The sequence below is a fragment of the Bradyrhizobium pachyrhizi genome, assembly GCF_029714545.1.
GTDB lineage: Bacteria > Pseudomonadota > Alphaproteobacteria > Rhizobiales > Xanthobacteraceae > Bradyrhizobium > Bradyrhizobium pachyrhizi.
On sequence record NZ_CP121667.1, the window covers coordinates 3,974,555 to 3,999,176 of the forward strand.

24 protein-coding genes and 1 pseudogene are annotated in these 24,622 nt (G+C 65.3%); 16 read left to right on the forward strand and 9 right to left on the reverse strand.

Annotated elements, in window-relative coordinates:
• Nucleotides 1-11 precede the first annotated feature (11 nt).
• The gene (locus tag QA639_RS18185) at nt 12-365 is read left to right on the forward strand and encodes a cupin domain-containing protein (RefSeq protein WP_157341397.1); all 354 of its coding nucleotides are present in this window, start codon (nt 12-14) and stop codon (nt 363-365) included.
• Nucleotides 366-679: 314 nt separating this feature from the next.
• On the opposite strand, the pseudogene QA639_RS18190 reads toward QA639_RS18185, so the two are convergent.
• A pseudogene (locus QA639_RS18190) lies at nt 680-1,606 on the reverse strand (alpha/beta hydrolase family protein).
• A gap of 151 nt (nt 1,607-1,757) precedes the next feature.
• Here QA639_RS18190 and QA639_RS18195 point away from each other — a divergent pair.
• From QA639_RS18195 to QA639_RS18205, 3 genes are all read left to right on the forward strand, one after another.
• Complete coding sequence (locus tag QA639_RS18195; RefSeq protein ID WP_283090390.1) at nt 1,758-3,146, forward strand: class II 3-deoxy-7-phosphoheptulonate synthase; 1,389 nt, start codon at nt 1,758-1,760, stop codon at nt 3,144-3,146.
• A 46-nt stretch (nt 3,147-3,192) separates the two neighbouring features.
• Nucleotides 3,193-3,546, forward strand: a complete 354-nt coding sequence (locus QA639_RS18200) for a diacylglycerol kinase (RefSeq protein WP_028334253.1) — start codon at nt 3,193-3,195, stop codon at nt 3,544-3,546.
• 149 nt (nt 3,547-3,695) lie between these two features.
• Nucleotides 3,696-5,447: an NAD+ synthase gene (locus tag QA639_RS18205; RefSeq protein WP_283090391.1), complete on the forward strand. Its 1,752-nt coding sequence runs from the start codon at nt 3,696-3,698 to the stop codon at nt 5,445-5,447.
• A gap of 7 nt (nt 5,448-5,454) precedes the next feature.
• On the opposite strand, the gene QA639_RS18210 is transcribed toward QA639_RS18205, so the two are convergent.
• Complete coding sequence (locus tag QA639_RS18210; RefSeq protein ID WP_283090392.1) at nt 5,455-6,618, reverse strand: DUF2865 domain-containing protein; 1,164 nt, start codon at nt 6,616-6,618, stop codon at nt 5,455-5,457.
• Between the two features lie 143 nt (nt 6,619-6,761).
• The gene (locus QA639_RS18215; RefSeq protein ID WP_283090599.1) at nt 6,762-7,085 is read right to left on the reverse strand and encodes a hypothetical protein; all 324 of its coding nucleotides are present in this window, start codon (nt 7,083-7,085) and stop codon (nt 6,762-6,764) included.
• Nucleotides 7,086-7,380: 295 nt separating this feature from the next.
• On the opposite strand from QA639_RS18215, the gene cysS reads away from it, so the two are divergent.
• From cysS to QA639_RS18235, 4 genes are all read left to right on the forward strand, one after another.
• On the forward strand, nt 7,381-8,796 hold the full coding sequence (gene cysS / locus QA639_RS18220; RefSeq protein WP_283090393.1) for a cysteine--tRNA ligase: 1,416 nt from the start codon (nt 7,381-7,383) through the stop codon (nt 8,794-8,796).
• Nucleotides 8,793-9,299: a GNAT family N-acetyltransferase gene (locus QA639_RS18225; protein ID WP_168859235.1), complete on the forward strand. Its 507-nt coding sequence runs from the start codon at nt 8,793-8,795 to the stop codon at nt 9,297-9,299. Before cysS ends, QA639_RS18225 begins: the two co-directional genes overlap by 4 nt.
• Nucleotides 9,296-10,894 carry a citramalate synthase gene (gene cimA, locus QA639_RS18230; RefSeq protein WP_283090394.1) on the forward strand — a complete coding sequence of 533 codons (1,599 nt, stop codon included), beginning with the start codon at nt 9,296-9,298 and terminating at the stop codon, nt 10,892-10,894. The genes QA639_RS18225 and cimA overlap by 4 nt, the downstream gene beginning before the upstream one ends.
• Nucleotides 10,895-11,002: 108 nt before the next feature.
• On the forward strand, nt 11,003-11,380 hold the full coding sequence (locus QA639_RS18235; protein ID WP_157341390.1) for a VOC family protein: 378 nt from the start codon (nt 11,003-11,005) through the stop codon (nt 11,378-11,380).
• Between the two features lie 151 nt (nt 11,381-11,531).
• On the opposite strand, the gene QA639_RS18240 is transcribed toward QA639_RS18235, so the two are convergent.
• Nucleotides 11,532-12,137: an LOG family protein gene (locus tag QA639_RS18240; RefSeq protein WP_028334261.1), complete on the reverse strand. Its 606-nt coding sequence runs from the start codon at nt 12,135-12,137 to the stop codon at nt 11,532-11,534.
• A gap of 213 nt (nt 12,138-12,350) precedes the next feature.
• Between QA639_RS18240 and QA639_RS18245 the strand changes: the two genes are divergently transcribed.
• The 4 genes from QA639_RS18245 to QA639_RS18260 all read left to right on the forward strand — a co-directional run bounded on the left by QA639_RS18245 (nt 12,351) and on the right by QA639_RS18260 (nt 17,161).
• Complete coding sequence (locus tag QA639_RS18245; protein ID WP_157341388.1) at nt 12,351-14,339, forward strand: ABCB family ABC transporter ATP-binding protein/permease; 1,989 nt, start codon at nt 12,351-12,353, stop codon at nt 14,337-14,339.
• 53 nt (nt 14,340-14,392) lie between these two features.
• On the forward strand, nt 14,393-15,091 hold the full coding sequence (locus QA639_RS18250; protein ID WP_016846296.1) for a phosphatidylserine decarboxylase: 699 nt from the start codon (nt 14,393-14,395) through the stop codon (nt 15,089-15,091).
• Nucleotides 15,092-15,168: 77 nt separating this feature from the next.
• Nucleotides 15,169-16,050 (forward strand): CDP-diacylglycerol--serine O-phosphatidyltransferase, encoded by an 882-nt coding sequence (pssA, locus tag QA639_RS18255; RefSeq protein WP_038377503.1) that lies wholly within the window; start codon nt 15,169-15,171, stop codon nt 16,048-16,050.
• A gap of 391 nt (nt 16,051-16,441) precedes the next feature.
• Nucleotides 16,442-17,161, forward strand: coding sequence for an RraA family protein (locus QA639_RS18260; protein ID WP_028334264.1), 720 nt, complete (start codon nt 16,442-16,444; stop codon nt 17,159-17,161).
• 63 nt (nt 17,162-17,224) lie between these two features.
• Here QA639_RS18260 and QA639_RS18265 read toward each other — a convergent pair whose 3' ends face one another.
• Both QA639_RS18265 and QA639_RS18270 read right to left on the reverse strand, forming a co-directional pair.
• Nucleotides 17,225-17,857: a TerC family protein gene (locus tag QA639_RS18265; protein ID WP_028334265.1), complete on the reverse strand. Its 633-nt coding sequence runs from the start codon at nt 17,855-17,857 to the stop codon at nt 17,225-17,227.
• Nucleotides 17,858-18,036: 179 nt separating this feature from the next.
• Nucleotides 18,037-18,390, reverse strand: coding sequence for a hypothetical protein (locus tag QA639_RS18270; RefSeq protein WP_283090395.1), 354 nt, complete (start codon nt 18,388-18,390; stop codon nt 18,037-18,039).
• 258 nt (nt 18,391-18,648) lie between these two features.
• Here QA639_RS18270 and QA639_RS18275 point away from each other — a divergent pair, with 258 nt between their 5' ends.
• Nucleotides 18,649-19,476 (forward strand): SDR family NAD(P)-dependent oxidoreductase, encoded by an 828-nt coding sequence (locus QA639_RS18275; protein WP_283090396.1) that lies wholly within the window; start codon nt 18,649-18,651, stop codon nt 19,474-19,476.
• Here QA639_RS18275 and pdxR read toward each other — a convergent pair.
• The gene (pdxR, locus tag QA639_RS18280) at nt 19,454-20,908 is read right to left on the reverse strand and encodes a MocR-like pyridoxine biosynthesis transcription factor PdxR (RefSeq protein ID WP_283090397.1); all 1,455 of its coding nucleotides are present in this window, start codon (nt 20,906-20,908) and stop codon (nt 19,454-19,456) included. The genes QA639_RS18275 and pdxR overlap by 23 nt on opposite strands.
• A gap of 88 nt (nt 20,909-20,996) precedes the next feature.
• Between pdxR and QA639_RS18285 the strand changes: the two genes are divergently transcribed.
• On the forward strand, nt 20,997-21,404 hold the full coding sequence (locus QA639_RS18285; RefSeq protein ID WP_283090398.1) for a cupin domain-containing protein: 408 nt from the start codon (nt 20,997-20,999) through the stop codon (nt 21,402-21,404).
• A complete protein-coding gene (locus QA639_RS18290; protein WP_283090399.1) occupies nt 21,401-21,871 on the forward strand; it encodes a carboxymuconolactone decarboxylase family protein in 471 nt (156 codons plus the stop codon). The genes QA639_RS18285 and QA639_RS18290 overlap by 4 nt, the downstream gene beginning before the upstream one ends.
• A gap of 15 nt (nt 21,872-21,886) precedes the next feature.
• Here QA639_RS18290 and QA639_RS18295 read toward each other — a convergent pair whose 3' ends face one another.
• The gene (locus QA639_RS18295; protein WP_283090400.1) at nt 21,887-23,227 is read right to left on the reverse strand and encodes an MFS transporter; all 1,341 of its coding nucleotides are present in this window, start codon (nt 23,225-23,227) and stop codon (nt 21,887-21,889) included.
• A gap of 92 nt (nt 23,228-23,319) precedes the next feature.
• The gene (locus QA639_RS18300) at nt 23,320-24,333 is read right to left on the reverse strand and encodes a methyltransferase (RefSeq protein WP_283090401.1); all 1,014 of its coding nucleotides are present in this window, start codon (nt 24,331-24,333) and stop codon (nt 23,320-23,322) included.
• 28 nt (nt 24,334-24,361) lie between these two features.
• Between QA639_RS18300 and QA639_RS18305 the strand changes: the two genes are divergently transcribed.
• Nucleotides 24,362-24,622 (forward strand): hypothetical protein, encoded by a 261-nt coding sequence (locus tag QA639_RS18305; RefSeq protein WP_283090402.1) that lies wholly within the window; start codon nt 24,362-24,364, stop codon nt 24,620-24,622.

Genomic DNA, 24,622 nt, shown 5'->3' on the forward strand with positions numbered 1-24,622 from the left:
CCGGAGGCATCATGAGCGGCGCGATCGATCTTTCGCAGAAACTGTCGACATTCAGCGATCACTGGTCACCACGCACCGTGGCGCAATTCAACGCCTGCGACGTCATGGTCGTGAAGGTGCAGGGCGAGTTCGTCTGGCACAAGCACGACGACACCGACGACTTCTTCCTCGTGCTGAAAGGCATCCTCGACATCGAGCTGCGCGACCGCACCGTGACGCTAACTCCGGGCCAGATGTACGTCGTGCCGAAGGGCGTCGAGCACCGACCCGTCGCGCGGGAGGAGGTGCATCTGCTGCTGATCGAGCCGACGGGGACACCGAACACCGGTGACGCTGCGACGGCTGCGCCGCGGAAGGTGGTGTGAGACTGGCAGGATGGGCGGAGCGAAGCGATACCCATCATCTTGACCACGAATCCGAGTTGAAGAGCAAAGCTCGGGCGATTCATGTCGCGAGAATGCGAATGTATGGCTCACCGGCAGCGCAATACATGCGGTGTCGTCCCTGCGAGCAAGCTCTCATTCTCTTTGGTGTCATCGGCCGCGCATGCGGACGATCCACTACGCCGCGGCTTCTCGGTTCAAGATGAGCTGCGCATCAGGTGCATCGCATCACGCGAGAACCATCCTCATCGTCGTCCTGGCGGAAGCCAGGATGATGGCGGTGAACGTTCGCGGGCTTACCGCTCCGCCTCGATCCACTCCGCGGCGCCGCGCCACAGCGCGTTGCGGTGTTCGCTGCGGAAGAAGCCGAGATGGCCGATCGCTTTTGCGCCGGCGTCGGCGGGACGGATCGAGATGATCTCGGGCGTGATCGACGTGAAGGCGGAGCACAGCAATTCGACCGCCGGCCGCGTCGCCCAGGTGTCGTCAGTTATGGCGAGCGCGCGGAGCTTGCCCTTGAACTTCGGAAAATTTTCGCGCGCCGTCAGCGTGGCATCATCGAGCAGATAACGCTCCCGCATCACCCGCTCCGCCATTGCTCGAACACGCCCCTCGGCAGGTCCATGCCGAGGCCGGCCCAGGCGGGCAGGTAGCCGAGCGTGCGCGCCAGCGGCAGGCCGACGCCGTTCAGGAAGGCGACGACGCGGTAGCGCTCGGGCGAGGCCATCAGCTTCCAATAGGCAGCCTGCGAGGCGATCAGGAGCGCGCGCGGGATCTCGGCATTGTTGGCGAGCAGGCCGAGTGCCTGGCCGCCGAAGGAGTGGCCGACATAGGCGAAGGGGAGGTTGCGGTAGCGCTCGCGCATCCAGCTCACCGCCGTAGTGGCATCGAGCGCGGCCCAATCCGCCATCGTGGCCTTGAAGCCGGCCAGCGATTTCGGCTTGTTGAGGCCGGTCGCCGCCATCGGCCGGCTATCGCCGGTGCCGCGGTAGTCGTAGGTCAGCACCGCCGCGCCGCGGCGGGCGAGGTAGCCGGCGAAACCACGATAGACCTTGCGGGGCACGGCGGTCGCCGAATTGATCAGAACGGCGTGGCGCCGCGTGCCGCGCGGCAGGAACAGCGTCGCGGCGAGCGGATAGCCGTCCGCGGCCGGCACGACGATGTCGTCGCTAAAAAACGTCGTCCAGCGCGGCGGAGGCCACGGCGATTTCCCCGGCATTCATGCTATGCTCTACCAAATGCGAATTCGGATTTCCCTGCAAGGGCTTGACCAGATTGCAGGAATCCTTCTAGCGGGAAAGCAGGGCCCTGTGTATAAGCCGGGCTTTCCTCATGCCGTGATTAGGTTGCGGTTTTTGCTCAGGAGTTGACCTCATGTCCGAGCGGTGGACACCCGATAGCTGGCGCGCCAAGAAGGTGCTGCAGGTGCCCGATTATCCCGATGCCAAGGCATTGGCCGATGTCGAGGCCCAGCTGGCGACCTTTCCGCCGCTGGTGTTCGCGGGCGAGGCGCGCAGCCTGAAGAAGGCGCTGGGGCGGGTCGCCGCCGGCGAGGCTTTCCTGCTGCAGGGCGGCGACTGCGCCGAGAGCTTTGCCGAGCACGGCGCCAACAACATCCGCGACTTCTTCCGCGTCCTGTTGCAGATGGCGGTCGTGCTGACCTATGCCGGCGCGCTGCCGGTGGTGAAGGTCGGCCGCATCGCCGGCCAGTTCGCCAAGCCGCGCTCGTCGCCGACCGAGAAGCAGGGCGACGTCGAGCTGCCGAGCTATCGCGGCGACATCGTCAACGACATCGCTTTCACCCCGGAAGCGCGCATTCCCGATCCGCAGCGCCAGCTGATGGCTTATCGCCAATCCGCCGCGACGCTGAACCTGCTGCGCGCGTTCGCCACCGGCGGCTTCGCCAATCTCGGCAGCGTGCATCAGTGGATGCTCGGCTTCCTGAAGGATTCGCCGCAGTCACGCCGTTACAAGGAGCTGGCGGACCGCATCTCGGATGCGCTGAACTTCATGCGCGCCTGCGGCCTCGACCTCGAGAGCCATCCCGAGCTGCGCGCCACCGATTTCTACACCAGCCACGAGGCGCTGCTGCTCGGCTACGAGCAGGCGATGACGCGGGTCGATTCCACCACCGGCGACTGGTACGCGACCTCCGGCCACATGATCTGGATCGGCGACCGTACCCGCCAGCTCGATCACGGCCATGTCGAATATTTCCGCGGCATCAAGAATCCGATCGGCCTGAAATGCGGCCCGTCGCTGAAGCCGGACGAGCTGTTGAAGCTGATCGATATCCTCAACTCCGACGATGAGCCGGGGCGCCTGACCCTGATCAACCGGTTCGGCGCCGACAAGGTCGGCGACCATCTGCCCGGCTTGATCCGCGCCGTGCAGCGGGAAGGGCGCAAGGTGGTGTGGTCGTGCGATCCGATGCATGGCAACACCATCACCTCGACCTCGGGCTACAAGACGCGGCCGTTCGACCGCGTGCTGTCGGAGGTGCGGTCGTTCTTCCAGATCCACGCTGCCGAAGGCACCCATGCCGGCGGCGTGCACCTGGAGATGACCGGACAGGACGTCACCGAATGCATCGGCGGCGCGCGCGCCATCACCGATGAAGACCTCAACGACCGCTATCACACGGTCTGCGATCCTCGCCTCAACGCCGAACAGTCGATCGACATGGCCTTCCTGATCGCCGAGCTCCTGAAGCAGGAGCGCGCCGGCAAGGTCAAACCGATGCCGGCCGCCGCGGGCTTGTGATTTGGGGCAGGTGACTTGGCGCAGGCAGTGACTTGGGGGCAGTGACTTGCTGAGGTTCTGGCGAGCCACCATCAACTCGCGCAACGGGCTGGCATTCGCCATTCGCTCGGAGCAGGCGATTCGCGAGGAGGTGGTGGCGCTGGCGCTGTCGCTGCCGCTGGCCTGGCTGGTCGGCGCCACCGTGATGCGCCGGGTCGAATTGGTCGCCACCGTGGTGCTGGTGCTCGTCATCGAGCTGCTCAACACCGCGATCGAGAAGCTCGCCGATCGCCTGACCATGGATCACGATCCGCAGATCGGGCGGGTCAAGGACATGGGCTCGGCCGCGGTCGGCGTCGCGCTTGTCATGGCCGGGCTGTTCTGGCTGTTCGCCCTCGCCGAACGCATGGGCGCGTTCTGATTCCCGAGCATGATCCGGAAAGTGGGAACCGGTTTTCCGATCGGATCATGCTCAAAAGACACCATCGATGGCCATGGCGCGATTTCTGCAATCGCACCATGACCGGAAGGTGATTGAAGTTTGCTGTTGTGCAGGACAACTTAGGGCGTATGAGCGAACAACAGATCAAGATCACCCTGGCGCAACTCAATCCGACGGTCGGTGACGTCACCGGCAACGCCGCGAAGGCACGCGCCGCGCGCGAGACGGCCAAGGCTGACGGCGCCGACCTCGTGGTGCTGTCGGAACTGTTCATCGCCGGCTACCCGCCGGAGGATCTGGTGCTCAAGCCGGCGTTCCAGTCGGCCTGCCGCGCCGCGATCGAGGAACTGGCGCGCGAGACCAGGGATGGCGGCCCGGCGATGCTGATCGGCACGCCCTGGGTCGAGGACGGCAAGCTCTACAATGCCTGCGCGCTGCTCGACGGCGGCCGCATCGCCGCGCTGCGCTTCAAGGCCAATCTGCCGAATTACGGCGTGTTCGACGAGAAGCGGCTGTTCGCGCGCGGCCCGGCGCCGGGCCCGGTGACGGTGCGCGGCGTGCGCATCGGCGTGCCGATCTGCGAGGACATCTGGCTCGAAGAGTCCGAAGAGTACGAGAACGTCGTCGAATGTCTCGCCGAGACCGGCGCCGAGATTCTCGTGGTGCCGAACGGCTCGCCCTATGCCCGCGACAAGGCCGACCTCAGGCTGTCGATCGTGGTGGCGCGCGTCACCGAGAGCGGACTGCCGCTGGTCTATCTCAACGAGGTCGGCGGCCAGGACGAGCTGATCTTCGACGGCGCCTCGTTCGCGCTGAATGCCGATCTCTCCGTCGCGGCGCAGCTTCCGGCGTTCGAGGAGAACATCACGACGCTGACCTGGCGCAAGACCGCCGACGGCTGGCGCTGCAACGGGCCGAGCACGGCGCAGCTCGAGGGCGACAAGGCCGATTACGCGGCCTGCGTGCTCGGTCTGCGCGACTATGTCCGCAAGAACGGTTTTCCCGGCGTGCTGCTCGGCGTCTCCGGCGGCATCGACTCGGCGCTGTGCGCGGCGATCGCGGTCGATGCGCTCGGCGCCGACAAGGTGCGCGGCGTGATGCTGCCGTTCCGCTACACCGCGCAGGTGTCGCTCGACGATGCCGCCAAGCTCGCCGCCGCGCTCGGCATCCGCTACGAGATCCTGCCGATCGCCGATGCCATGAACGGCTTCGAGACGATTCTGGCGCCGGTGTTCAAAGGGCTGGAGCGCGACATCACCGAGGAGAATTTGCAGGCGCGCGCCCGCGGCACGCTGTTGATGGCGATCTCCAACAAGACCGGCGCGATGGTGGTGACCACCGGCAACAAGTCGGAGATGTCGGTCGGCTACGCTACGCTGTATGGCGACATGAATGGCGGCTTCAATCCGATCAAGGACATCTACAAGACCGAGGTGTTCCGCCTGTCGAGCCTGCGCAATGGCTGGAAGCCGGACGGCGCGCTCGGGCCGTCAGGCGAGGTGATCCCGGTCAACATCATCATCCGGCCGCCGACCGCGGAGCTGCGCGAGAACCAGACCGACCAGGATTCGCTGCCGCCCTACGACGTGCTGGACGCGATCCTCGAACGGCTGGTGGAGCGCGAGGAGCCGCTGGCGACCATCATCGAAGCCGGCTTCGACCGCGATGTGGTGGCCCGGGTCGATCGCCTGCTCAACATCGCCGAATACAAGCGGCGGCAGGCGGCGCCGGGGGTGAAGGTGACACGGAAGAATTTCGGCCGCGACCGCCGCTATCCCATTACCAACCGTTTCCGCGATTTCGGCAAGGCGCTGCCGGCGCCCGACGAGACGCTGGTGGCGCGCACCTCGCGCGCGTCGGCGGAAGCGTTCGAGGGCTGAGCTCTTCTTACCGCTTCGGGATGAAGGTCGGGCCGACGGTGCGGATCTGGCCGTCGCTCGCCGGCGCGGCCGCCGGTGCCGTGGCGTCAGCGGCTGCGGGCTGCTGTTGAGCTGCGGCGGCGGGCGCGCCCTTCTTGCCGGCGGCGGCCTTGGTCTGGGCCCGCTGCTGCATCTTCCGCGCGCTCTCCTCGGTGACGATGATGTCGCCCTGCTGCTCGGCGGACGCCTTGTCGTCGACCGCCTTCAGCGCCTCGGCCCAGCTTTGGCCGGCCGGCTTGCAGGAGCAGGACGGATTGAACTCGGTGCGGTACTTGAAGGCGTTCGGCAGCGACGAGTAGGACACACCGCTGATCGAGACCGCCTGGTTGATGTCCTCGCCGGGGTTTCGGTAGGTGAACAGGCTGGCATCCGCGGCAGGGCACTGCGCCTTGCAAATCTGCTCGTCGGCGCCGAAGCGCGCCTGCACCGTCGCGAACGAGATCGGGAAATAGGCGCCGTCGCAGGTGCGGACGCAGACGGTGCGGAAGGTGCCGGACTGTGCGCCATACTGCGCATCGGGCGGCGGCAGCGGATTGTTGGGATTGCCGCCACTACCGCCGCCGAACAGGTTCTCGAGAAAGTTGCCGGGGCCACGCGCGGCTGCGGCATATTGCGGGCCGCAATTGTTCTGCGCCAGCGCGGTCAAGACCGAGCGGCGCTGGTTCTCACGGTCGGCGCCGCCGAGCCCGCCGGAGCGCAGCCGCTCGAGATTGGCGGTGATCTGGTCGAGATTGGCGCGCATCTGCTGGATCTGGGTGTTGACCGGGCCGCACTGCGCCGAATTGTTATTGAAGAGCGAGAAGAACCCGGAGCTATCGCAGCCCATGCGCCGGGCCTGCGCCGTCACGCGATCGAGCTCGCCCTGCTGGCGGGTTGCCGCATCCTGATAGCGGCGGATCTGCTCGTCCTTGGCCGGGTCGCCGGAGCCGCCGCCGCGGTCGATCGCCGCCAGCTGGCCTTCGAGCCGGCCGCACATCGGATTGGCCTGCGGATTGGGCTGTGGCGCGCCTTGCGGAGCCGGACCGGGCGGGCCGGGCGGCACTTGCGCCAGGGCATGCGTGGCGGGCAGGGACATGCCGGCCAGCACGACGCAAGTCAGAAACCAGCGGGAGAAGCGAGAACTATTGGGCATATCCGGCCATTAAAACGACGCCGCGCGGCGATCAACGCCAAAGCGCGCGGGCAAGGCCGCTGCAATAGCCGTTTCTCGGGGCAGCGTCACGTCGTTTCCGGGGCGCCGGTGTGGCAATAATCCCGCCCGACCAGCGGCTTGGCTCAGCGCTGGCAGGTAATGGCGACGAATTCGCCGCAGCCGTTGCCGTTGCATTTTTCATTCGCGGCGTGCGGAACCGCGCCGGTGATCTCGTCGGGATCGACGCGGCGGTAGTTGGTGGCCTGCGCAAAATCACGTGACCGGCAATAGGCGCGGGCGGCGGAGGCACCGCAACGATCGCCGCGGGCGAGGCACTGGTCGATGCCGTAGCCGTCGGCCTGGTTGGCGACGATGAAGACGCGGCTGTCGGCCAACGCGACTGAGGAGACAAGGAAAGACGGAGCAAGGACGAGCGTGCAGGCAATCAATGCTGAAATGGGCCGCATGGTGCACCAGTGAAAATGGCGGGGAATCCGCCAGCGACCGGATACGCCCAAATCCTTAATAATGATTAACCATGAGGGCGTTGACGTGATTTCGGTGTGGGGCGGCTGGCAAACCCGCCCGAAAACAGCCCCTTGACGCAATAATGGGGCCGTGAGACATGGTGGAACCATGAACGGCCACCTCGCCATCTGCAGCATTTGCCGCGAGATTATGAGCTAGCGATTCGCTGGCTGAGGCCGTCTTTTCTCAACACATGAGAGTATTGGACCGCCCGGCCGCAAGGGAACGGTTTCCATGGATTTGCGCCTCTACGATACGCTGACCCGGGAGAAGCGGCCGTTTGTGCCGCTCGATGCAGACAACGTCCGCATGTATGCCTGCGGACCGACGGTCTACGACTTCGCCCACATCGGCAACGGCCGCGCCGCCATCGTTTTCGACGTGCTGTTTCGCGTGCTGCGCCATCGCTATGGCGCCGGTCACGTGACCTATGTCCGCAACGTCACCGACGTCGACGACAAGATCAACGTCCGCGCGGCGCGGGATTATCCCGGCGTGCCGCTGAACGAGGCGATCCGCAAGGTCACCGAGCTGACCTATCAGCAGTATCAGGACGACGTCACCGCGCTCGGCTGCTTGCCGCCGACCGTGCAGCCGCGCGCCACCGAGCACATCCCGGAGATGCGCGCCATCATCGAGAAGCTGGTCGCCGGCGGCTTTGCCTATGTCGCCGAGGATCACGTGCTGTTCTCGCCGCAGGCGATGAACGCGGCCAATTCGGCGCTGCGGCGTTACGGCGCGCTGTCGAAGCGTTCGCTCGACGAGATGATCGCCGGCGCCCGGGTCGACGTCGCGCCCTACAAGCGCGACAACACCGACTTCGTACTGTGGAAGCCGTCGAAGCCGGGCGAGCCGTCATGGCCATCGCCCGCAGGCATCAAGGTCGAGGGCCGCCCCGGCTGGCACATCGAGTGCTCGGCAATGGCCTGGAAGCATCTCGGCGAGAAGTTCGACATCCATGGCGGCGGCATCGACCTGGTGTTCCCGCACCATGAGAACGAGCTCGCGCAGACTTGCTGCGCGTTCCACTCCGACCGCATGGCCAATGTCTGGATGCACAACGGCTTCCTGCAGATCGAAAGCGAGAAGATGTCGAAGTCGCTCGGCAACTTCTTCACGATCCGCGATCTCCTGGCCGATTGGCCCGGCGAGGTGCTGCGGCTTGCCATGCTGAAGACGCACTATCGTTCGCCGCTCGACTGGACCGCCAAGGCCACCGAGGAGGCCGCGAAGACACTCGACGACTGGTACGCGGTCGCGGCCGACGCCGAGCCTGGCGCGCCGTCGCCGGCGATGGTCGAGGCGCTCTACGACGACCTCAACACGGCGCAGGCGATGGCGGTGCTGCACGGCCTGCGCAGTGCTGCGTCGAGCAGCGAACAGAGCCGCAAGGAGTTTGCCGGCTCGCTCCGGCTGCTTGGCTTCCTGTCGGAGAGCGCGGCGGCGTGGGCGGCCCGCAAGCAGCATGCGAGCGGCGTCGATGCCACAGCCGTCGAGGCGCTGATCGCCGAGCGAACCGCGGCGCGGGCGCGCAAGGACTTCAAGGAATCCGATCGGATCCGCGATCAGCTCGCCGCGATGGGCGTGGCGATCAAGGATGGCAAGGATGCCGGAGGAAAGCCGATCACCACCTGGGAGATCGCGCGATGAGCCGCTCCGCGCCCGCCTTGCGCCCGTATCTGCCCGACGACGCGCCGCTGCTGGCGGCGATCTTCGCGGCCTCGATCATGGACCTGACCGGCGACGATTACAGCGAGGCGCAGCAGGAAGCCTGGGCGATGGCCGCCGACGACGAGCAGGCGTTCGGCAAGAAGCTCGCCGGCCAGCTCACGCTGATCGCGACCTTGCAGGGCGCCCCGGTCGGTTTCGCCTCGCTGAAGGGCGCCGATCTCATCGACATGCTCTATGTGCATCCGAGCGCGGTCGGGCAGGGCGTCGGCAGCGCGCTGTGCGATGCGCTGGAGAAAATCGCGAGCGCCCGCGGCACCAAGACCCTGAAGGTCGATGCCAGCGACACTGCGCTGGAATTCTTCCGTAAGCGCGGCTACGTCGCCCAGCAGCGCAACTCTGTCACTATCAACGACGAGTGGCTCGCCAACACCACGATGCAGAAGCAGCTCGATGGTGTCGCGACCCCGGGAGGCCACGCGTGAGCCGCGAGCGCCTCTATCTGTTCGACACCACGCTGCGCGACGGCGCGCAGACCAACGGCGTAGACTTCACCCTGCAGGACAAGCAGGTGATATCAGGCATGCTCGACGCGCTCGGCATCGACTATGTCGAGGGCGGCTATCCCGGCGCCAATCCGACCGACACCGAGTTCTTCAGCAAGAAGCCGGCGTTCGACCACGCACGCTTCACCGCGTTCGGCATGACGCGGCGGCCGGGCCGCTCGGCGTCGAACGATCCCGGGCTTGCCGGCATCCTCGAGGCCAAGGCGGACGCGATCTGCTTCGTCGCAAAATCCTCCGCCTACCAGGTCCGCGTCGCGCTCGAGACCACGAATGAGGAGAACCTCGCCTCGATCCGCGACAGCGTCGCGGCCGCGAAAGCGCTCGGCCGCGAGGTGATGGTCGACTGCGAGCATTTCTTCGACGGCTACAAGGAGAACCGCGACTACGCGCTCGCCTGCGCCAAGGCGGCCTATCAGTCCGGCGCCCGCTGGGTGGTGCTGTGCGACACCAATGGCGGCACCATGCCGCATGAGATCGAGACCATCGTCGGCGATGTCGTCAAGCACGTGCCCGGCGCCCATCTCGGCATCCACGCCCATAACGACACCGAGCAGGCGGTCGCCAATTCGCTCGCCGCGGTGCGGGCCGGCGCGCGGCAGATCCAGGGCACGCTCAACGGCCTCGGCGAGCGCTGTGGCAACGCCAACCTCTGCTCGCTGATCCCGACCTTGAAGCTGAAGCAGGAGTTTGCCGACAAGTTCGAGATCGGCGTCACCACGGAGAAGCTGGCAACGCTGGTGAAGGTGTCGCGCACGCTCGACGACATGCTGAACCGCGCGCCCAACCGCCATGCGGCCTATGTCGGCGAAAGCGCGTTCGTCACCAAGACCGGCATCCATGCCTCCGCTGTCATGAAGGACCCGCAGACCTATGAGCACGTGCTGCCGGATTCCGTTGGCAATCACCGCAAGGTGCTGGTGTCCGATCAGGCCGGCCGTTCCAACGTGATGGCCGAGCTCGACCGCGCCGGCATCGCCTACGACAAGAGCGATCCGCGCCTGACGCGCCTGGTCGAGGAATTGAAGGAGCGCGAGGCGGCCGGCTTTGCCTATGAATCCGCCAACGCGTCGTTCGATCTGCTGGCACGGCGCACGCTGGGCAAGGTACCGGAATATTTCAAGGTCGAGCAGTTCGACGTCAATGTCGAGCAGCGCTACAACGCCAACGGCCAGCGGGTCACCGTGGCGCTCGCAGTGGTGAAGGTCGATGTCGACGGCGAGCGGCTGATCTCGGCCGCCGAAGGCAACGGCCCGGTCAACGCGCTCGACGTCGCGCTGCGCAAGGATCTCGGCAAGTACCAGAAATATATCGATGGCCTGAAGCTGATCGACTACCGCGTGCGTATCCTCAATGGCGGCACCGAGGCGGTCACGCGCGTCTTGATCGAGAGCGAGGACGAGACCGGCGAGAGCTGGACCACGGTCGGCGTCTCGCCCAACATCATCGACGCCTCATTCCAGGCGCTGATGGATTCGGTGTTCTACAAGCTGGTGAGGTCAGGCGCGCAGGCGTGAGGCTTAGGCTGTCATTCCGGGATGGTCCGTAGGACTAGACCCGGAATCTCGAGATTCCGGGTTCGGTGCTGCGCACCGCCCCGGAATGACGGATAGAGGAGGACAGACATGATCGACCACGTCTCCGTCGGCATCCGCGATCTCGAACGTGCCGCGCGGTTCTATGAACCAACGCTGGCCGCGCTTGGCCTGAGCCGCCTCGTCACGCGGCCCGCGACGATCGGCTTCGGCAAGGCCTATCCCGAATTCTGGATCAATCTGCGCGCCGCGATGGCGCAGGTGCCGCATGAGAGCGGCACCCATATCTGCCTGCGCGCGAAGACCACCGCCGAGGTCGATGCCTTCCACGCCGCCGCGCTGGCGTCCGGCGGCCTCTCCGATGGCCCTCCGGGCCTGCGCCCGCACGACCGCGTGCGCTACTATGCGGCCTTCGTCCTCGATCCCGACGGCAACCGCATCGAGGCCGTGACGTTTCCGAGCGAGTGAGGTTGGGGGGCGGCTACCTAACCCCGTCGTCCTGAGGCGCTCGCGGAGCGCGCCTCGAAGGGCGAACGGCCACCAGCCGGGCTGTACATGCTTCGAGACGCGCGTTCCGCGCTCCTCAGCATGACGGAATAGGGTTAGCGCGCCCGAACAATCAGAGCCGCCGCGCCACTTCGGGCGCGAGTTCCTTTGCGGCCTCGGGCGTGCGTGCCACCGCCGAACGCAGCCGCGGCAGGATCTCGTCAACGCGGTCGGCCATCAGGACGTTGATCGGCAGCGTCGGGCGGATGAACTCGGTCATGCGCATGTGGTTCAAAAGCGAGAGCAGGGGCTCCCAGAAATTGTCGATGTTGGCGAGCAGGATCGGCTTGTGGTGACGGCCGAGCTGCTGCCAGGTCAATTGCTCGACCAACTCCTCCAGCGTGCCGATGCCGCCGGGCAGCGCGACGAACGCATCCGAGCGCTCGAACATCAGGCGCTTGCGCTCATGCATGTCGGGCGTGACGATCATCTCCTGAACCGAGGTCAGCGCGTTCTCGCGCGCGCGCAGGAATTCGGGAATGATGCCGGTGACGGAGCCGCCGTGGTCGAGCGTGGATTTCGCGACCGCGCCCATCAGGCCGATCGAGCCGCCGCCATAGACCAGGCGAACGTTGTTTTCGGCAAAGCTTTTGCCGAGCGCGACGGCAGCTTCAACGAAACGGGGATTGTTACCGGGGCCGGAGCCACAATAAACACAGACAGTCTTGATTTGGTTCATATGATCCTTGTGGCACCGCAGCGTAAACAGGGTCAAGACTCCCATATGGGGATTGAGAGCCAAAAAATCCCGTAAATTCCCGCGAATCGCGAACAATTTTCGTCATAAGCCTGTACGCCGCGTTCAAACGATCTATATGACGGGCACAATGGCAAACCGTGGAAAAGATGTGGCAGCGGACCGCCGCGCCGTGAACGCGCGGGCGGGCGCCTGATGGTGCCGCCGCAACAGCATGTGACCGGCGCCGCACAGCCCACGGCCACGCCGCCGGCCGCCGAGAAGGGGACGCTGCTTGGCACCCTCGTTCATCTCTGGCCCTATATCTGGCCCGGCGATCGCGCCGATTTGAAGACGCGCGTGATCTGGTCGGTGGTGCTGCTGCTGTTCGCCAAGCTCGCGACGCTGTCGGTGCCGTTCACCTTCAAATGGGCGATCGATGCGCTGAACGGCACCGGCTCGGCGCCGGTTGCGGCCTCGAACTGGGTGGTCTGGCTGATCGCCTCGCCGGTGCTGATGACGATCAGCTACGGCGCGGTGCGCATCATCATGGCGGTGCTGACGCAGTGGCGCGACGGCATCTTCGCGCGCGTCGCCATGCATGCGGTGCGGCGGCTCGCCTACATCACCTTCGTGCACATGCATGAGCTGTCGCTGCGCTTCCATCTCGAGCGCAAGACCGGCGGCCTGACCCGCGTGCTGGAGCGCGGCCGCTCCGGCATCGAGACCATCGTGCGGATGGTGATCCTGCAGCTGATCCCGACCATCGTCGAGGTCGCGCTGCTGGCAGCGGTGCTGCTCTGGCAGTTCGACTGGCGCTACGTGCTCGCGGTGTTGCTCACGGTCGTCGTGTTCATGTACTTCACCTATATCGCAACCGAGTGGCGGATCGAGATCCGTCGCAGGATGAACGATTCCGACACCGAGGCGAACACCAAGGCGATCGACTCGCTGCTCAATTACGAGACGGTGAAATATTTCGGCGCCGAGGAGCGCGAGGCGCGGCGCTACGACCGCTCGATGGAGCGCTACGAGCAGGCCAGCGTGAAGACCTATACCTCGCTTGCCGTGCTCAACACCGGGCAGGCGATCATCTTCACCGCGGGGCTGACCGCGACCATGCTGATGTGCGCGTTCGGCATCCGCAACGGCACCCACACCGTCGGCGATTTCGTGCTGATCAACTCGATGATGATCCAGCTCTACCAGCCGCTGAACTTCATGGGCATGGTCTATCGCGAGATCAAGCAGGCGATCATCGACATCGAGAAGATGTTCGACGTGCTGGCGCGCGATCCCGAGGTGAAGGACATTCCGGGGGCCAAGCCGCTCGCGGTGTCGTCCGGCAGCGTGCGGTTCGAGGATGTCCGCTTCGCCTACGAGACGGACCGGCCGATCCTCAAGGGCCTGAGCTTCGAGGTGCCGGCCGGCAAGACGGTCGCGATCGTCGGTCCCTCCGGCGCCGGCAAGTCGACGATCTCGCGGCTGCTGTTCCGCCTCTACGACGTCTCGAGCGGCCGCATCCTGATCGACGGCCAGGACATCAAGACCGTGACGCAAGCCTCGCTGCGCTCGGCGATCGGCATGGTGCCGCAGGACACCGTGCTGTTCAACGACACCATCCGCTACAACATCCGCTATGGCCGCTGGGACGCCGGCGACGACGAGGTGGAGGAGGCGGCGCGCCTTGCGCAGATCGACGGCTTCATCCGGATGTCGCCGCAGGGCTATGAGACGCAGGTCGGCGAGCGCGGCCTGAAACTCTCCGGCGGCGAGAAGCAGCGCGTTGCGATCGCGCGCACGGTGCTGAAGGCGCCGCCGATCCTGGTGCTGGACGAGGCGACCTCCGCGCTCGACAGCCACACCGAGCACGAGATCCAGGGCGCGCTGGAGCGGGTCTCGCGCAATCGCACTTCGCTGGTGATTGCGCATCGGCTGTCGACCATCGTCGGCGCCGACGAGATCATCGTGCTGGACCAGGGCCGGATCGCCGAGCGCGGCACCCACGCGCGGCTTTTGGCCGCCGACGGCCTCTATGCCAGCATGTGGAACCGGCAACGCGAGGCCGAGGAGGCCCGCGAACGGCTCGCCCAGGTCGATGACGACGGCACCGCGCCGAATCGGCTGCCGCCGGCGGTCACCGAATCGTCGGAGGATTCCACCCCTGATGCGGGTGAGAAACCCTTGCCGACCGCCGCGGAATAGTCGATTTAGGGCCTCTCCCGCCAAATGGGGCGGGGAAACGCAAGCGAGCTCTGATGTCGATCGCCAATTCCATCCGCGCGCAGATCCCGCCGATCCACCCGGAGGGCTATCCCTTCATTGGCGGCTTCGCTCTGGCGAGCCTGATCCTGTTCTGGATCTGGACCCCGCTGGGCTGGATCGGGACGCTGCTGACCGTCTGGTGCGCGCTGTTCTTCCGCGATCCGGTCCGCGTGACGCCGCTGCGCGACGGCATCGTGGTATCGCCGGCCGACGGCCGCGTCTCGATGGTGGTGCAGGCGCTGCCGCCGGCCGAGCTCGGGCTCGGCGACAAGCCGCTGCCGCGGGTCTCGGTGTTCATGAGCGTGTTCAACTGCCATGTGAACCGCAGCCCGGTGGTCGGCCGCATCGACCGCATCGCCTACCGGCCCGGCGCGTTCATCAATGCCGAGCTCGACAAGGCGAGTGAGGACAATGAGCGCAATTCGCTCGTGATCTCGACCTCCAACGGGCGCATCGGCGTGGTCCAGATCGCCGGCCTCGTGGCGCGGCGCATCGTCTGCTTCGTCAAGGAAGGCCAGTCGATCGGCGCCGGCGAGCGCTTCGGCCTGATCCGCTTCGGCTCGCGGCTCGACGTCTATCTGCCCGAGGGCACCAAGGCGCTGGTCTCCGAGGGGCAGACTGCGGTCGCCGGCGAGACGATTCTGGCGGATTTCCGCAATGCCGATCCGGGCCGGACTTACCGCGCCGATTAACTCTGTTTCGCCAGCCCCATCAGCCGGTTCCCGCCGCAATGGCGGACGCGGGCCGCGCTTGCTATATTCATCAGGCCATGACGCCATTCGATCCGAATTCCACCGAGTATCGCCGCCGCCGGTTCCGCCCGATCCCGGTGCGGATGCTGGTGCCGAATATGATCACGCTGCTGGCGATCTGCGCCGGGCTGACCGCGATCCGGCTGTCGACGGAAGGGCGGATGGAGCTTGCGGTCGCCGCCATCGTCTTCGCCGCGATCCTCGACGGCATCGACGGCCGCGTTGCCCGCATGATCAAGGGCCAGTCGAAATTCGGCGCCGAGCTCGACAGCTTGGCCGACTTCGTCAATTTCGGCGTGGCGCCGGGCCTGATCCTGTATTTCTGGCAGCTGCATGAATTGAACAATGGCGGCTGGATCGCCGCGATGGTGTTCGCGATCTCCGGCGGCCTGCGGCTTGCGCGTTTTAATGCCTCGATCGACGATCCGAACAAGCCGGCCTTCGCCGCCAACTATTTCACCGGCGTGCCGGCGCCGGCCGGTGCGATCACCGTGCTGCTGCCGATCTATCTCGCCTTCCTCGGCGTACCGATGCCGCCGGCGACGCTGACGGCGTTCTATACGCTCTTGATCGCCTTCCTGATGGTGTCGCGGCTGCCGGTGTTCTCCGGCAAGACCGTGAAGATGCGCGTGCCGCCGGAAATGGTGCTGCCGGTGTTCGTATCGGTGGTGTTCTTCGTCGCACTGCTGATCGGCTATCCCTGGCACATCCTGTCGGCGGGCTCGGTGCTCTACCTGATCAGCCTGCCCTGGGGCTGGAAGTCCTATCGCGACCAGGAGCGCCAGCTTGCCGCGCAGACGCAAGCTGCGGGCGCGCCGATGGCGGCGCAGGCCGCTGCTCCCTATACGGCGCCGGTCGCGGAGAGTGACCACGACGATCGTCCGACGCATCTGCACTGATGCCTCAGCGTAACCCGTCACCCCGCGCAAAGGCTTCGCCTTTGTCGCTGGAGGCGCGAGCGCAGCGAGCCTCGTAGGGTGGACGGCCACCAGCGAGGCCGTCGACCCTTCGAGACGGCCGCTGCGCGGCCTCCTCCAGCGACAACGGCTTTGCCGTTGCGCGGGGGTGACGGTGATGTTGCTTCATTCCAGCAAATATCAGCCATGAGCGTGCCTCGGTTGGGTTCGCGTGCGATCTCGGCTATAGGCTGAGACGGCCCGCTCGAGCATGATCCGGAAAAGTGGAGACCGGTTTTCCGAAAAGATCATGCTCAAACAAAGAAATGAGATCATGATGCGTTTCCCTGGAAACGCATCATGATCTGACGCCAAAAATCAGGAGAGAAACGCCGTGACGACATCCGCTTCCGCCCCGCTTCCTGCTTCCGTCCTTGAAGCGTTGGCGCGCTACGACACGCCGACGATTTGCAACGCGATGGAGATCGTCGCGCCGGAGCGCCGTCTGATCGGCTACACCGTGAAGCCGCTGGTCTGCCCGTTCCCGACGCTGCCGCCGATGGTCGGCTACGCCCGCACCACGACGATCCGCTCGGTGCTGAAATCCGGTCTCTCGGCCGAGGAGCAGTCGAAGCGCCGCATCGAATATTACGAATATGTCGGCACCGGCTTTGGCCCGCGCATCTCTGTCATCCAGGACATCGACGGTCCCGACGTCGGCTACGGCGCATTCTGGGGCGAGGTGCAGAGCAACGTGCACAAGGCGCTCGGCTGCCTCGGCGTCATCACCGACGGCTCGATCCGCGACATCCCGCAATGGGCGCCGGGCTTCCAGGCGCTGGCCGGCTCGATCGGCCCGTCGCACGCCTGGGTGCATGCGGAGAGCTTTGGCGGCGAGGTCCGCGTCGCCGGCATGACGGTGCGTTCCGACGACCTGATCCACGCCGACAGCCACGGCGCGATCGTGATCCCCTATGAGGTCGCGGCGAAGCTGCCCGAGGCCGCCGAACTCTGCGGCCGCCGCGAGACCCCGATCCTGGACATCGCGCGCAGCAAGGAGTTCTCGCTCGAGAAGCTCAAGGACGCGCTGAAGCGTTCGGCGGAAATCCACTGAGGCAGCACGCGTTGTCGACTTGCAGAACGGCGGGCCGAACGGCCCGCCGTTTTGCTTTCGGTGTCAGACCGGAGCCACCTTCGCGATCTCGTTCGCTCCGCGAACCGTCATGTCGATGGCGACGTAGAGGATCACGGCGAGGCCGACATAGGCGATCCAGCGGTGGTTCTGCAGCAGCCGCGCGATGAAGGAGGCCGCCGCGCCCATCATCGCGATCGAGAGCGCGAGGCCGAACACCAGCACGATCGGCTGCTCGCGCGCCGCGCCCGCGACCGCCAGCACGTTGTCGAGCGACATCGAGACGTCGGCAACGATGATCTGCGTGGTGGCCTGCCACAGCGTCTTGCGCTGGCCCTTTGCGCCATCGGCATGTTCGGCAGTGGTCTCGTGCGCGTCGGCGCGCAGCTCGCGCCACATCTTCCAGCACACCCACAACAGCAGGATGCCGCCGGCCAGCAGCAGGCCGACGATCTGCATCAGCTGCGTAGTGACCAGGGCGAACATGATGCGCAGCAGTGTCGCGGCACCGATGCCGATCAGGATCGCCTTGCCGCGCTGCTTCTCCGGCAGGCCGGCCGCGGCAAGGCCGATCACGACGGCGTTGTCGCCGGCCAGCACGAGGTCGATGACGACGACTTGCAGCAATGCGCTGAGGGCGTCGAGTGAAAACAACTCGGGCGAAAATAGTTCGGACATGGGTCATGTTCCCCTTGAGGTCGGGGAGCGGACCCTTTCGACGAAACCGGCTCTTGCCGTCATGCGGACGGCAAATCCACCGCGACGCCTATCCGCGTCACGGGTCGAAGCAGGGCCACTCCAACTGAGTTCCAGTCCGACATCGCAGCTTGTGGCTGCCAGAGGGGCCCGGCCTGGGATTACGGTCGTGACACCGGACGCATTGCCGCTTCTTCCTCGAAGAACAGCGCCGCCTGATCCGGCTCGCCGAGGATCGCCGCTGCGCACCCCATGAAGGTGAACGCGCCGGCAAAATCCCACAGCGTGAGGTTCGCCACGCTTGTGCGCACGTGGATCACGCGCGCCGCAATCGCGGTAATGGCTGCCTGGACGAACAACAACAGGCTGAGCACGGGCAGCACGAGTGCGGGCTCAACCAGACGGAGCGTCAGGACGATCGGCAGCGCGGTGAGCGCGCCGAACAACAGGAGCATGCCGAACGGCTCCAGCGAGGGAGTCTTTCGCAGCATCGTGTCTGGAATGATCGAGGACATTCCGGTCCTTTACCGATCCTGACTTGTCGTTCACGTCGAGGATATCAGAACACGATCTCCTTGACGCGCGACGCGGCGCCGCGCGACCGCCGGCCGCGCGACAAGATGTACGCATGCGGTTCCCGGAGAGGGCCCGTGTCCGGGGCGACTTTGGACGCCGTTTTGGCGCCGCCGGCGCGGTGGCATGCCATGGCAAATTCCGCGCGGCGCCTTTATCTTTGCTGACAGCGCTGGGCGAACGATCGAAAGGCAATTTCGATGAATATGGCAGGCAAGACGGTGCTGATCACCGGTTCCACCGACGGCGTCGGCCGCTACGTCGCGATGAAGCTGGCGGCGGCCGGCGCCCGGATCCTGATCCACGGCCGCGATACCAAGCGGGCGCAGACGCTCGCCGACGAGATCAAGCGCCTCAGCGGCCGCGAGCCGATGTTCTACCAGGCCGATCTGTCCTCGCTCGCCGAAGTCCGCGAGTTCGCCCAGCTGGTGCTCGACGACCAGGAGCGCCTCGATGTGTTCGTCAGCAACGCCGGCATCGGTTCGCAAAACGAGGGGCCGGCGCGGCAGACCAGCAAGGACGGCCACGAGCTGCGCTTCGCGGTCAACTATCTCGCCGGCTTCCTGCTCGCGCATCTGTTGCTGCCGCGGCTCAAGGCGAGCACGCCGGCGCGCATCGTCAATGTCGCGTCGCTCGGCCAGCACCCGATCGATTTCGGCGACGTGATGATCACGAAGAACTACAGCGGTGCGCGCGCCTATGCGCAGAGCAAGCTGTCGCAGATCATGTTCACCATCGACCTGGCCGCCGAGCTGGAAGGTTCCGGCGTGACCGTCAACTCGCTGCACCCTGCGACCTACATGAACACCACGATGGTGCGCGCCAGCGGCGCGACGCCGATCTCGACCGTCGAGCAGGGCGGTGATGCCATCCTGCGTCTGGTCCAGGACGACGATGTGGCAGGCCGGAGCGGGCTGTTCTTCGACGGCAAGCGGGAGGCCCGCGCCCATGCCCAGGCCTATGATTCCGAGGCGCGCAAGCGGCTCAAGGCGTTGAGCCTGACGCTCACCGGGCTGCGGGCTTCCTGATCCGGCGCGGCGCCGGCCCCCCTTGGATGCGACCTTGGGCGCGGATCACCTCGAACAGGCGCTTGCAGGCGGCCGGAACGCCGCGATCCGGCACCGTTGCTATGCCGAGCAATAGACCCGGCTGCGCGCGCTTCGGTGAGACATACCAGGGCGAGAGCGGGGCGGGCGCCAGCCCGTGCGCGAGCAGTGCCCTGACGATCTCGACGTCGGCGGTCTTGTCCGGCAGCGTCAGCATGACGGCGAGGCCGGCAACCCGCACGTCGTTGCTCCAGCTCCGTAGCGCCGTCGTCAGCGCATCGCGGTTGTCGCAATAGGCCCGCTTGGTTCGCCTGAGATGGCGAATGTAGTGGCCGTCGCGCATGAACTCCGCGGTGGACAGCTGCACCGCCGGTCCGGGAGCGGGGGCCAGGCATGTCGCGACATCGGCGAACTGCGCCGCCAATGGCTCCGGCGCAACCAGGAAGCCGAGGCGAAGCGTCGGCGAGATGGTCTTGCTGAAGGAGCCGAGATGGATCACCCGGCCGGCGCCGTCGAGCGAGGCAAGCGCCGGCGCGGCGCGGCCGTCGAGCTGGAACTCGCCGAGATAGTCGTCCTCGATGATGAAGGCTCCGGTCTGGGCGGCCCAGTCGAGCAGCTGCGTGCGACGTTGCGGCGACAGCGGCGGGCCGAGCGGCGCCTGCTGGCCCGGCGTCACGATCGCGAGTGCCGCGTCGGGGGCGTGTTTGAGGCCGTGGTCGACATCGATGCCGTTGGCATCGACAGGGATCGGGACGACCTCCAGCCGGCCGAGCTCGAGGCCCTTTCGCGTCAATGGAAATCCCGGGTCTTCCATCCACACGCGGCGGCCTTCGAGGCCGAGCACGCGCAGCGCGAGGCCGAGCCCGCCGCCGAATCCCGAGGTGATGACGATTTGCGCGGGCGAGCATTCGAGCCCGCGCGCGATCGCGAGGTGCGCCGCGATCTCGCGTCTCAATTCGAGCTCGCCGCGCGGATCGATGGTGCGCGTCACCGCGCTCAATTCCGCCCGGACGGCGCGCGCGCGGATTCGCGCCAGCAGCTTGGCGGGGAGGCAATCCTGCGCGGGGACGCCCATCCGGAAGTGTCCCTGACCGCTCAGATCACGAAACATCTCCACGACCGAGCCGGGAGCGACCGGCGCATCGGGCTTGGCGGCTGTTCGCGGCCGCCTCGCGACGGTGGTGCCGTTGGCCTTCGACGACACGATATGCTGGGCGTCCGATAGCTTGTCATAGGCCGCGCGCACCGTGCCGCGCGCAACGCCGAGCTGCGCGGCGAGGTCGAGCCACGATGGCAGCCGGGCGCCCGGCACCAGCACGCCGTTGTCGATCGCCACCGCAATCGCCTTGCGGATCTGCTCGGAGAGCGGCGTCCTGGCCGAGCGGTCGAGCGCGATGGGAAGCGGATTTGGCATGGCTCGTGGTACACCAATTCGGTTCATTCTTGGTGCTTCTTTTCAGGCCTCTGTGCCCGCATCTATCCGGTAGCGATGGAGGCACGAGATGAAGACCTTGATGACGACGCTGCTGGCCTGCGCCGCGCTTGCGACCCCCGCGATGGCGCAATCGGTGACGCCGAAGTTCGAGCATATGATCACGAACATTCCCGGCAAGTCGCTGATCGCGGTCGAGGTCAATTTCCCGCCGGCCGAGCCGTCGGCGCCGCATCATCACGCCAAGTCGGCGTTTCTCTATGTCTACGTGCTCCAGGGCGCGATCGAGAGCCAGCTGGAAGGCGAGGCCGCGCATGTCTATCGGGCCGGCGACAGCTTCTTCGAGCCGCCCGGCGCGCATCACGTGCTCGGGCGCAACGCCAGCGCGACCGAACCGGCGAAGCTGCTTGCGGTGTTCGTCGTCGACAGCAACGACAAGGCGCTGACCGTGTTCGACAAGGAAGGACACAAGCAATGAGCATGCGGATCGATTACAACAAGGTCGCGCCCGCGGGCATCAAGGCGCTCGGTGGCGTCTATGGCTACATCACGCAAAGCGGGCTCTCCGCGCAGCTCGTCGAACTGGTCTATCTGCGGATATCGCAGATCAACGGCTGCGCCTATTGCCTTGACTCGCATACCCGCAGCCTGCTGAAGATGGGCGTCAAGGTCGAGAAGCTTGCGGTGCTGCAGGTCTGGCGCGAGGCCGAGGCGCTGTTCGACGACGAGGAGCGCGCCGCGCTAGCCTGGGCCGAAACCGTCACCCGCGTGGCGGAGACCGCGATCCCGGACGACGCGTATGAAGCGGCGCGCGCCACCTTCAGCGAGAAGCAACTCGTCGACCTGACCATCGCGATCGGCCTGATGAACACCTACAACCGCATCGCCATCGGCTTCCGCAACCCGCCGCAGGCTGTGGTCGAGCATTCCGCTGCGGCGGCTTGATCTTGGCAGGATGGGTCAACTCCTCGACAGGAGCAACTCATTCGTTGCGGGCCGCATGCTCAGCAGCAGGAGTGCACCGGAGAGTAAGTACAGCGCCATGACGAAGTACATGCCATAGATGTTGTCGCCGGTGTTCCGCACGATGAACCCGGTGATCGACGGGCTTACCGCCGGACCGAGGTTTCCGAGGCTGGTGACGAGGGCAAGGCCGCCGGCCGCCGCGCCTGCTGAGAGGTACTCACTGGTCAATGCATAGAAGAGCGGCGGCGCTGACACAAACCCGATGACGGCGAAGGAGAGAGCCAGGATCGAACCAACAAAAGTGCCGTGGAGCAACATGAGAAAGGACAAGCCGCCGGCGGCAATCGTGACGCAGGTCGCATAGTGCCAGCGGCGCTCATGCCGCTTGTCCGAGTGACGACCGATCAGTATCATGCAGACGATACCCGCAGCGTTGGCTACTGCGTGATAGACGCCGACCAGTAGCGGATCCTTTACTCCCCAGCTATGGATCAGGGTCGGCATCCAGAATACCATCGTGTAGTTGGCGCCCAGCAGACAAAAACAGGCCAGCGACAACAGGTAGACCTTCGGGTCTCGCAGCAGCTGCCGGAACGTCCCCGAGGTCGCCTTGACGATGTTCTCTTCGTCATGCTGTAAAGCATCGTCCAGCAGCGCCTTCTCCCCCTTCGAGAGCCACGCGGCCTGGAACGGCTTGTCCTTGAGCAGGTAATACACGAGGACGCCGAGGATTGGCGCGGGCAGCCCCTGGATCAGAAACAGCCATTGCCAGCCGTAAAGACCGCTGACGCCGTCGAAATACTTCAGGATCGAACCACACAGCGGACCAGCGATGAACATCATAATGGGGGGCGCCGACGCAAGGATCGCGATGACCTGCCCGCGCCTCACCGACGGGTACCAATACGACAAGTACAGCAGCACGCCCGGGGAGAAGCCGGCTTCAAAGACACCAAGAAAGAACCTCGCCGCATAGAACTGGAGCGGCGTCGATACGAACATCATGGCGGTCGCCGCCAATCCCCAGAGCACCATGATCCGCAACAGGGTCTTGCGCGCGCCGATCCTTTCCAGAAGAAGATTGCTGGGCACCTCAAACAGGAAATATCCGACGAAGAAGATGCCCGCGCCGAGCCCGTAGACTGCATCATCAAATGGCAGTGTCTGCTTCATCTGAAGCTGTGCAAAGCCGATATTGATGCGGTCGAGAAAGGCGACCATGCTGGCGATCAGTAGCAAAGGTATAAGGCGCCAGTCGACCTTGGCGAACACGGCCTTATACGCCGGGTTCTCCAATATGGGCGACGATGACTTGTTTGCAGCAGGCAGATGCATTCTTGTTCCTTCCAAAATATGCTTTTGCCTATGATGTCCTTCGAACCAGTCGCTGCTCCATTGCGCGGGAGTAATGGTCTGACCTCGAAAGCTCAGGTGACCGTTGCCTCGATGAGGCTGAGACGTCCGGCCGGATAGGTCGCGGTGTGAGTAAAGCCGGATTCGCGAAACAGCCAAGCGTACTGCTTTTCCGTTCTTTCGAGACCGCCAGGCCCGCGAAGCATGAGCAGATCGGTCAGCGTCTGTTCCCTGTGCGCATCGCTTACGCTCGGGAATTCCGGCATGATCCGTTCGATAAGCAGGAGCACGCCACCTCCGGGGAGCGCCCTTCGGCAGTTTGCGAGGATGACCATGCTGCGCTCATCGCTCCAATCGTGAATGATGTGCTTCATCACGATGGCATCCGCGATCGATGGAATCGTCTGAAAGAAATCGCCGGCCATGAATTCGACGCGGTCACTGAGCCCGCTGCGCCTCAGGTGGCCAGTCGCGGATTCGGCGCAGCGGGGAAGGTCGAAAATGGTCCCTCGGATGTGCGGATGTTGCTCGGCTATGGCGCCAACGAGTTCGCCGGAGCCGCCGCCGACATCCATGAGATGAGCGAACGCACCGAAGTCGTAGGCCCCCAGGATATCCGGAACCGCCAGACGGGTCCCCTCCATCATAGCCGCATTAAATATGCTGACCATCTCCGGATCGCACGCCATCAGATCAAAGCTGTTTTCGTGGCCAAGCAGTTGCGCGGCGGTCTTGCCGGTCATGATCGAGTCCAGCAGCCCGGTCCACGATTCGGTCAGAAACTGGCCTTCAAAGATCGTCCAGTTTTTGAGGGACTGGGTTGCGGCCCCGTCAAGGCAAGCCCCCAGTTCGGTCAATGCGTATTGCTCTTCAGCGACCGTGCAAATGCCTATGGTCGAAAGCGCGGTCAGCAGGCGGCGGAGCGCCTGCTTGTTCGCGCCGGTCGCCTCGACGAGTTCGCCAAGGGGCCGCGATCTATCGCGCAGGAGCTCAGCGATCCCCAGCTTCGCGGCGACATAGATGACCGCGGTCACGCGCTGCGACTGAATAAGGTGCAGCAATCTTGCGGATGCGTGGATAGAGGACATCGATCATTCCCTCTCATGTTGCTCGTTGGTGCCGGTCCAGCACTCCCGGGCAAACCTGCTCAGGCTCGAAAGCGGCGCGCTGTGCGGCATTGATTGGCCGATCCTGATCTCGGTGTCGGTGACGCCGGGGCCGCATCGCCAGTCCGTCCCCGCAACCGGGGAAGGGTTGAAACCTGAAATACTTAGCGCAGTATGGATGACAGAACTGATCATGGAGGCCTGCTTGGCGCTGACCGCTTTTGGTGGATCGCTGCTCGGGACGGTTTTGCTATCCCGCGCCGCAAGATGA

Bases quoted from the DNA above. Each gene is read 5' to 3' on its own strand.
- QA639_RS18300 (WP_283090401.1), bottom strand. From the start codon at position 24,333: ATGTCCTCTATCCACGCATCCGCAAGATTGCTGCACCTTATTCAGTCG.
- QA639_RS18195 (WP_283090390.1), top strand. From the start codon at position 1,758: ATGTCCGAGCGGTGGACACCCGATAGCTGGCGCGCCAAGAAGGTGCTG.
- QA639_RS18185 (WP_157341397.1), top strand. From the start codon at position 12: ATGAGCGGCGCGATCGATCTTTCGCAGAAACTGTCGACATTCAGCGAT.
- QA639_RS18245 (WP_157341388.1), top strand. From the start codon at position 12,351: ATGGTGCCGCCGCAACAGCATGTGACCGGCGCCGCACAGCCCACGGCC.
- QA639_RS18275 (WP_283090396.1), top strand. From the start codon at position 18,649: ATGAATATGGCAGGCAAGACGGTGCTGATCACCGGTTCCACCGACGGC.
- QA639_RS18250 (WP_016846296.1), top strand. From the start codon at position 14,393: ATGTCGATCGCCAATTCCATCCGCGCGCAGATCCCGCCGATCCACCCG.
- QA639_RS18205 (WP_283090391.1), top strand. From the start codon at position 3,696: ATGAGCGAACAACAGATCAAGATCACCCTGGCGCAACTCAATCCGACG.
- pssA (WP_038377503.1), top strand. From the start codon at position 15,169: ATGACGCCATTCGATCCGAATTCCACCGAGTATCGCCGCCGCCGGTTC.
- QA639_RS18235 (WP_157341390.1), top strand. From the start codon at position 11,003: ATGATCGACCACGTCTCCGTCGGCATCCGCGATCTCGAACGTGCCGCG.
- QA639_RS18265 (WP_028334265.1), bottom strand. From the start codon at position 17,857: ATGTCCGAACTATTTTCGCCCGAGTTGTTTTCACTCGACGCCCTCAGC.
- QA639_RS18285 (WP_283090398.1), top strand. From the start codon at position 20,997: ATGAAGACCTTGATGACGACGCTGCTGGCCTGCGCCGCGCTTGCGACC.
- cysS (WP_283090393.1), top strand. From the start codon at position 7,381: ATGGATTTGCGCCTCTACGATACGCTGACCCGGGAGAAGCGGCCGTTT.
- QA639_RS18270 (WP_283090395.1), bottom strand. From the start codon at position 18,390: ATGTCCTCGATCATTCCAGACACGATGCTGCGAAAGACTCCCTCGCTG.
- QA639_RS18225 (WP_168859235.1), top strand. From the start codon at position 8,793: ATGAGCCGCTCCGCGCCCGCCTTGCGCCCGTATCTGCCCGACGACGCG.
- QA639_RS18215 (WP_283090599.1), bottom strand. From the start codon at position 7,085: ATGCGGCCCATTTCAGCATTGATTGCCTGCACGCTCGTCCTTGCTCCG.
- QA639_RS18240 (WP_028334261.1), bottom strand. From the start codon at position 12,137: ATGAACCAAATCAAGACTGTCTGTGTTTATTGTGGCTCCGGCCCCGGT.
- QA639_RS18210 (WP_283090392.1), bottom strand. From the start codon at position 6,618: ATGCCCAATAGTTCTCGCTTCTCCCGCTGGTTTCTGACTTGCGTCGTG.
- QA639_RS18290 (WP_283090399.1), top strand. From the start codon at position 21,401: ATGAGCATGCGGATCGATTACAACAAGGTCGCGCCCGCGGGCATCAAG.
- pdxR (WP_283090397.1), bottom strand. From the start codon at position 20,908: ATGCCAAATCCGCTTCCCATCGCGCTCGACCGCTCGGCCAGGACGCCG.
- QA639_RS18295 (WP_283090400.1), bottom strand. From the start codon at position 23,227: ATGCATCTGCCTGCTGCAAACAAGTCATCGTCGCCCATATTGGAGAAC.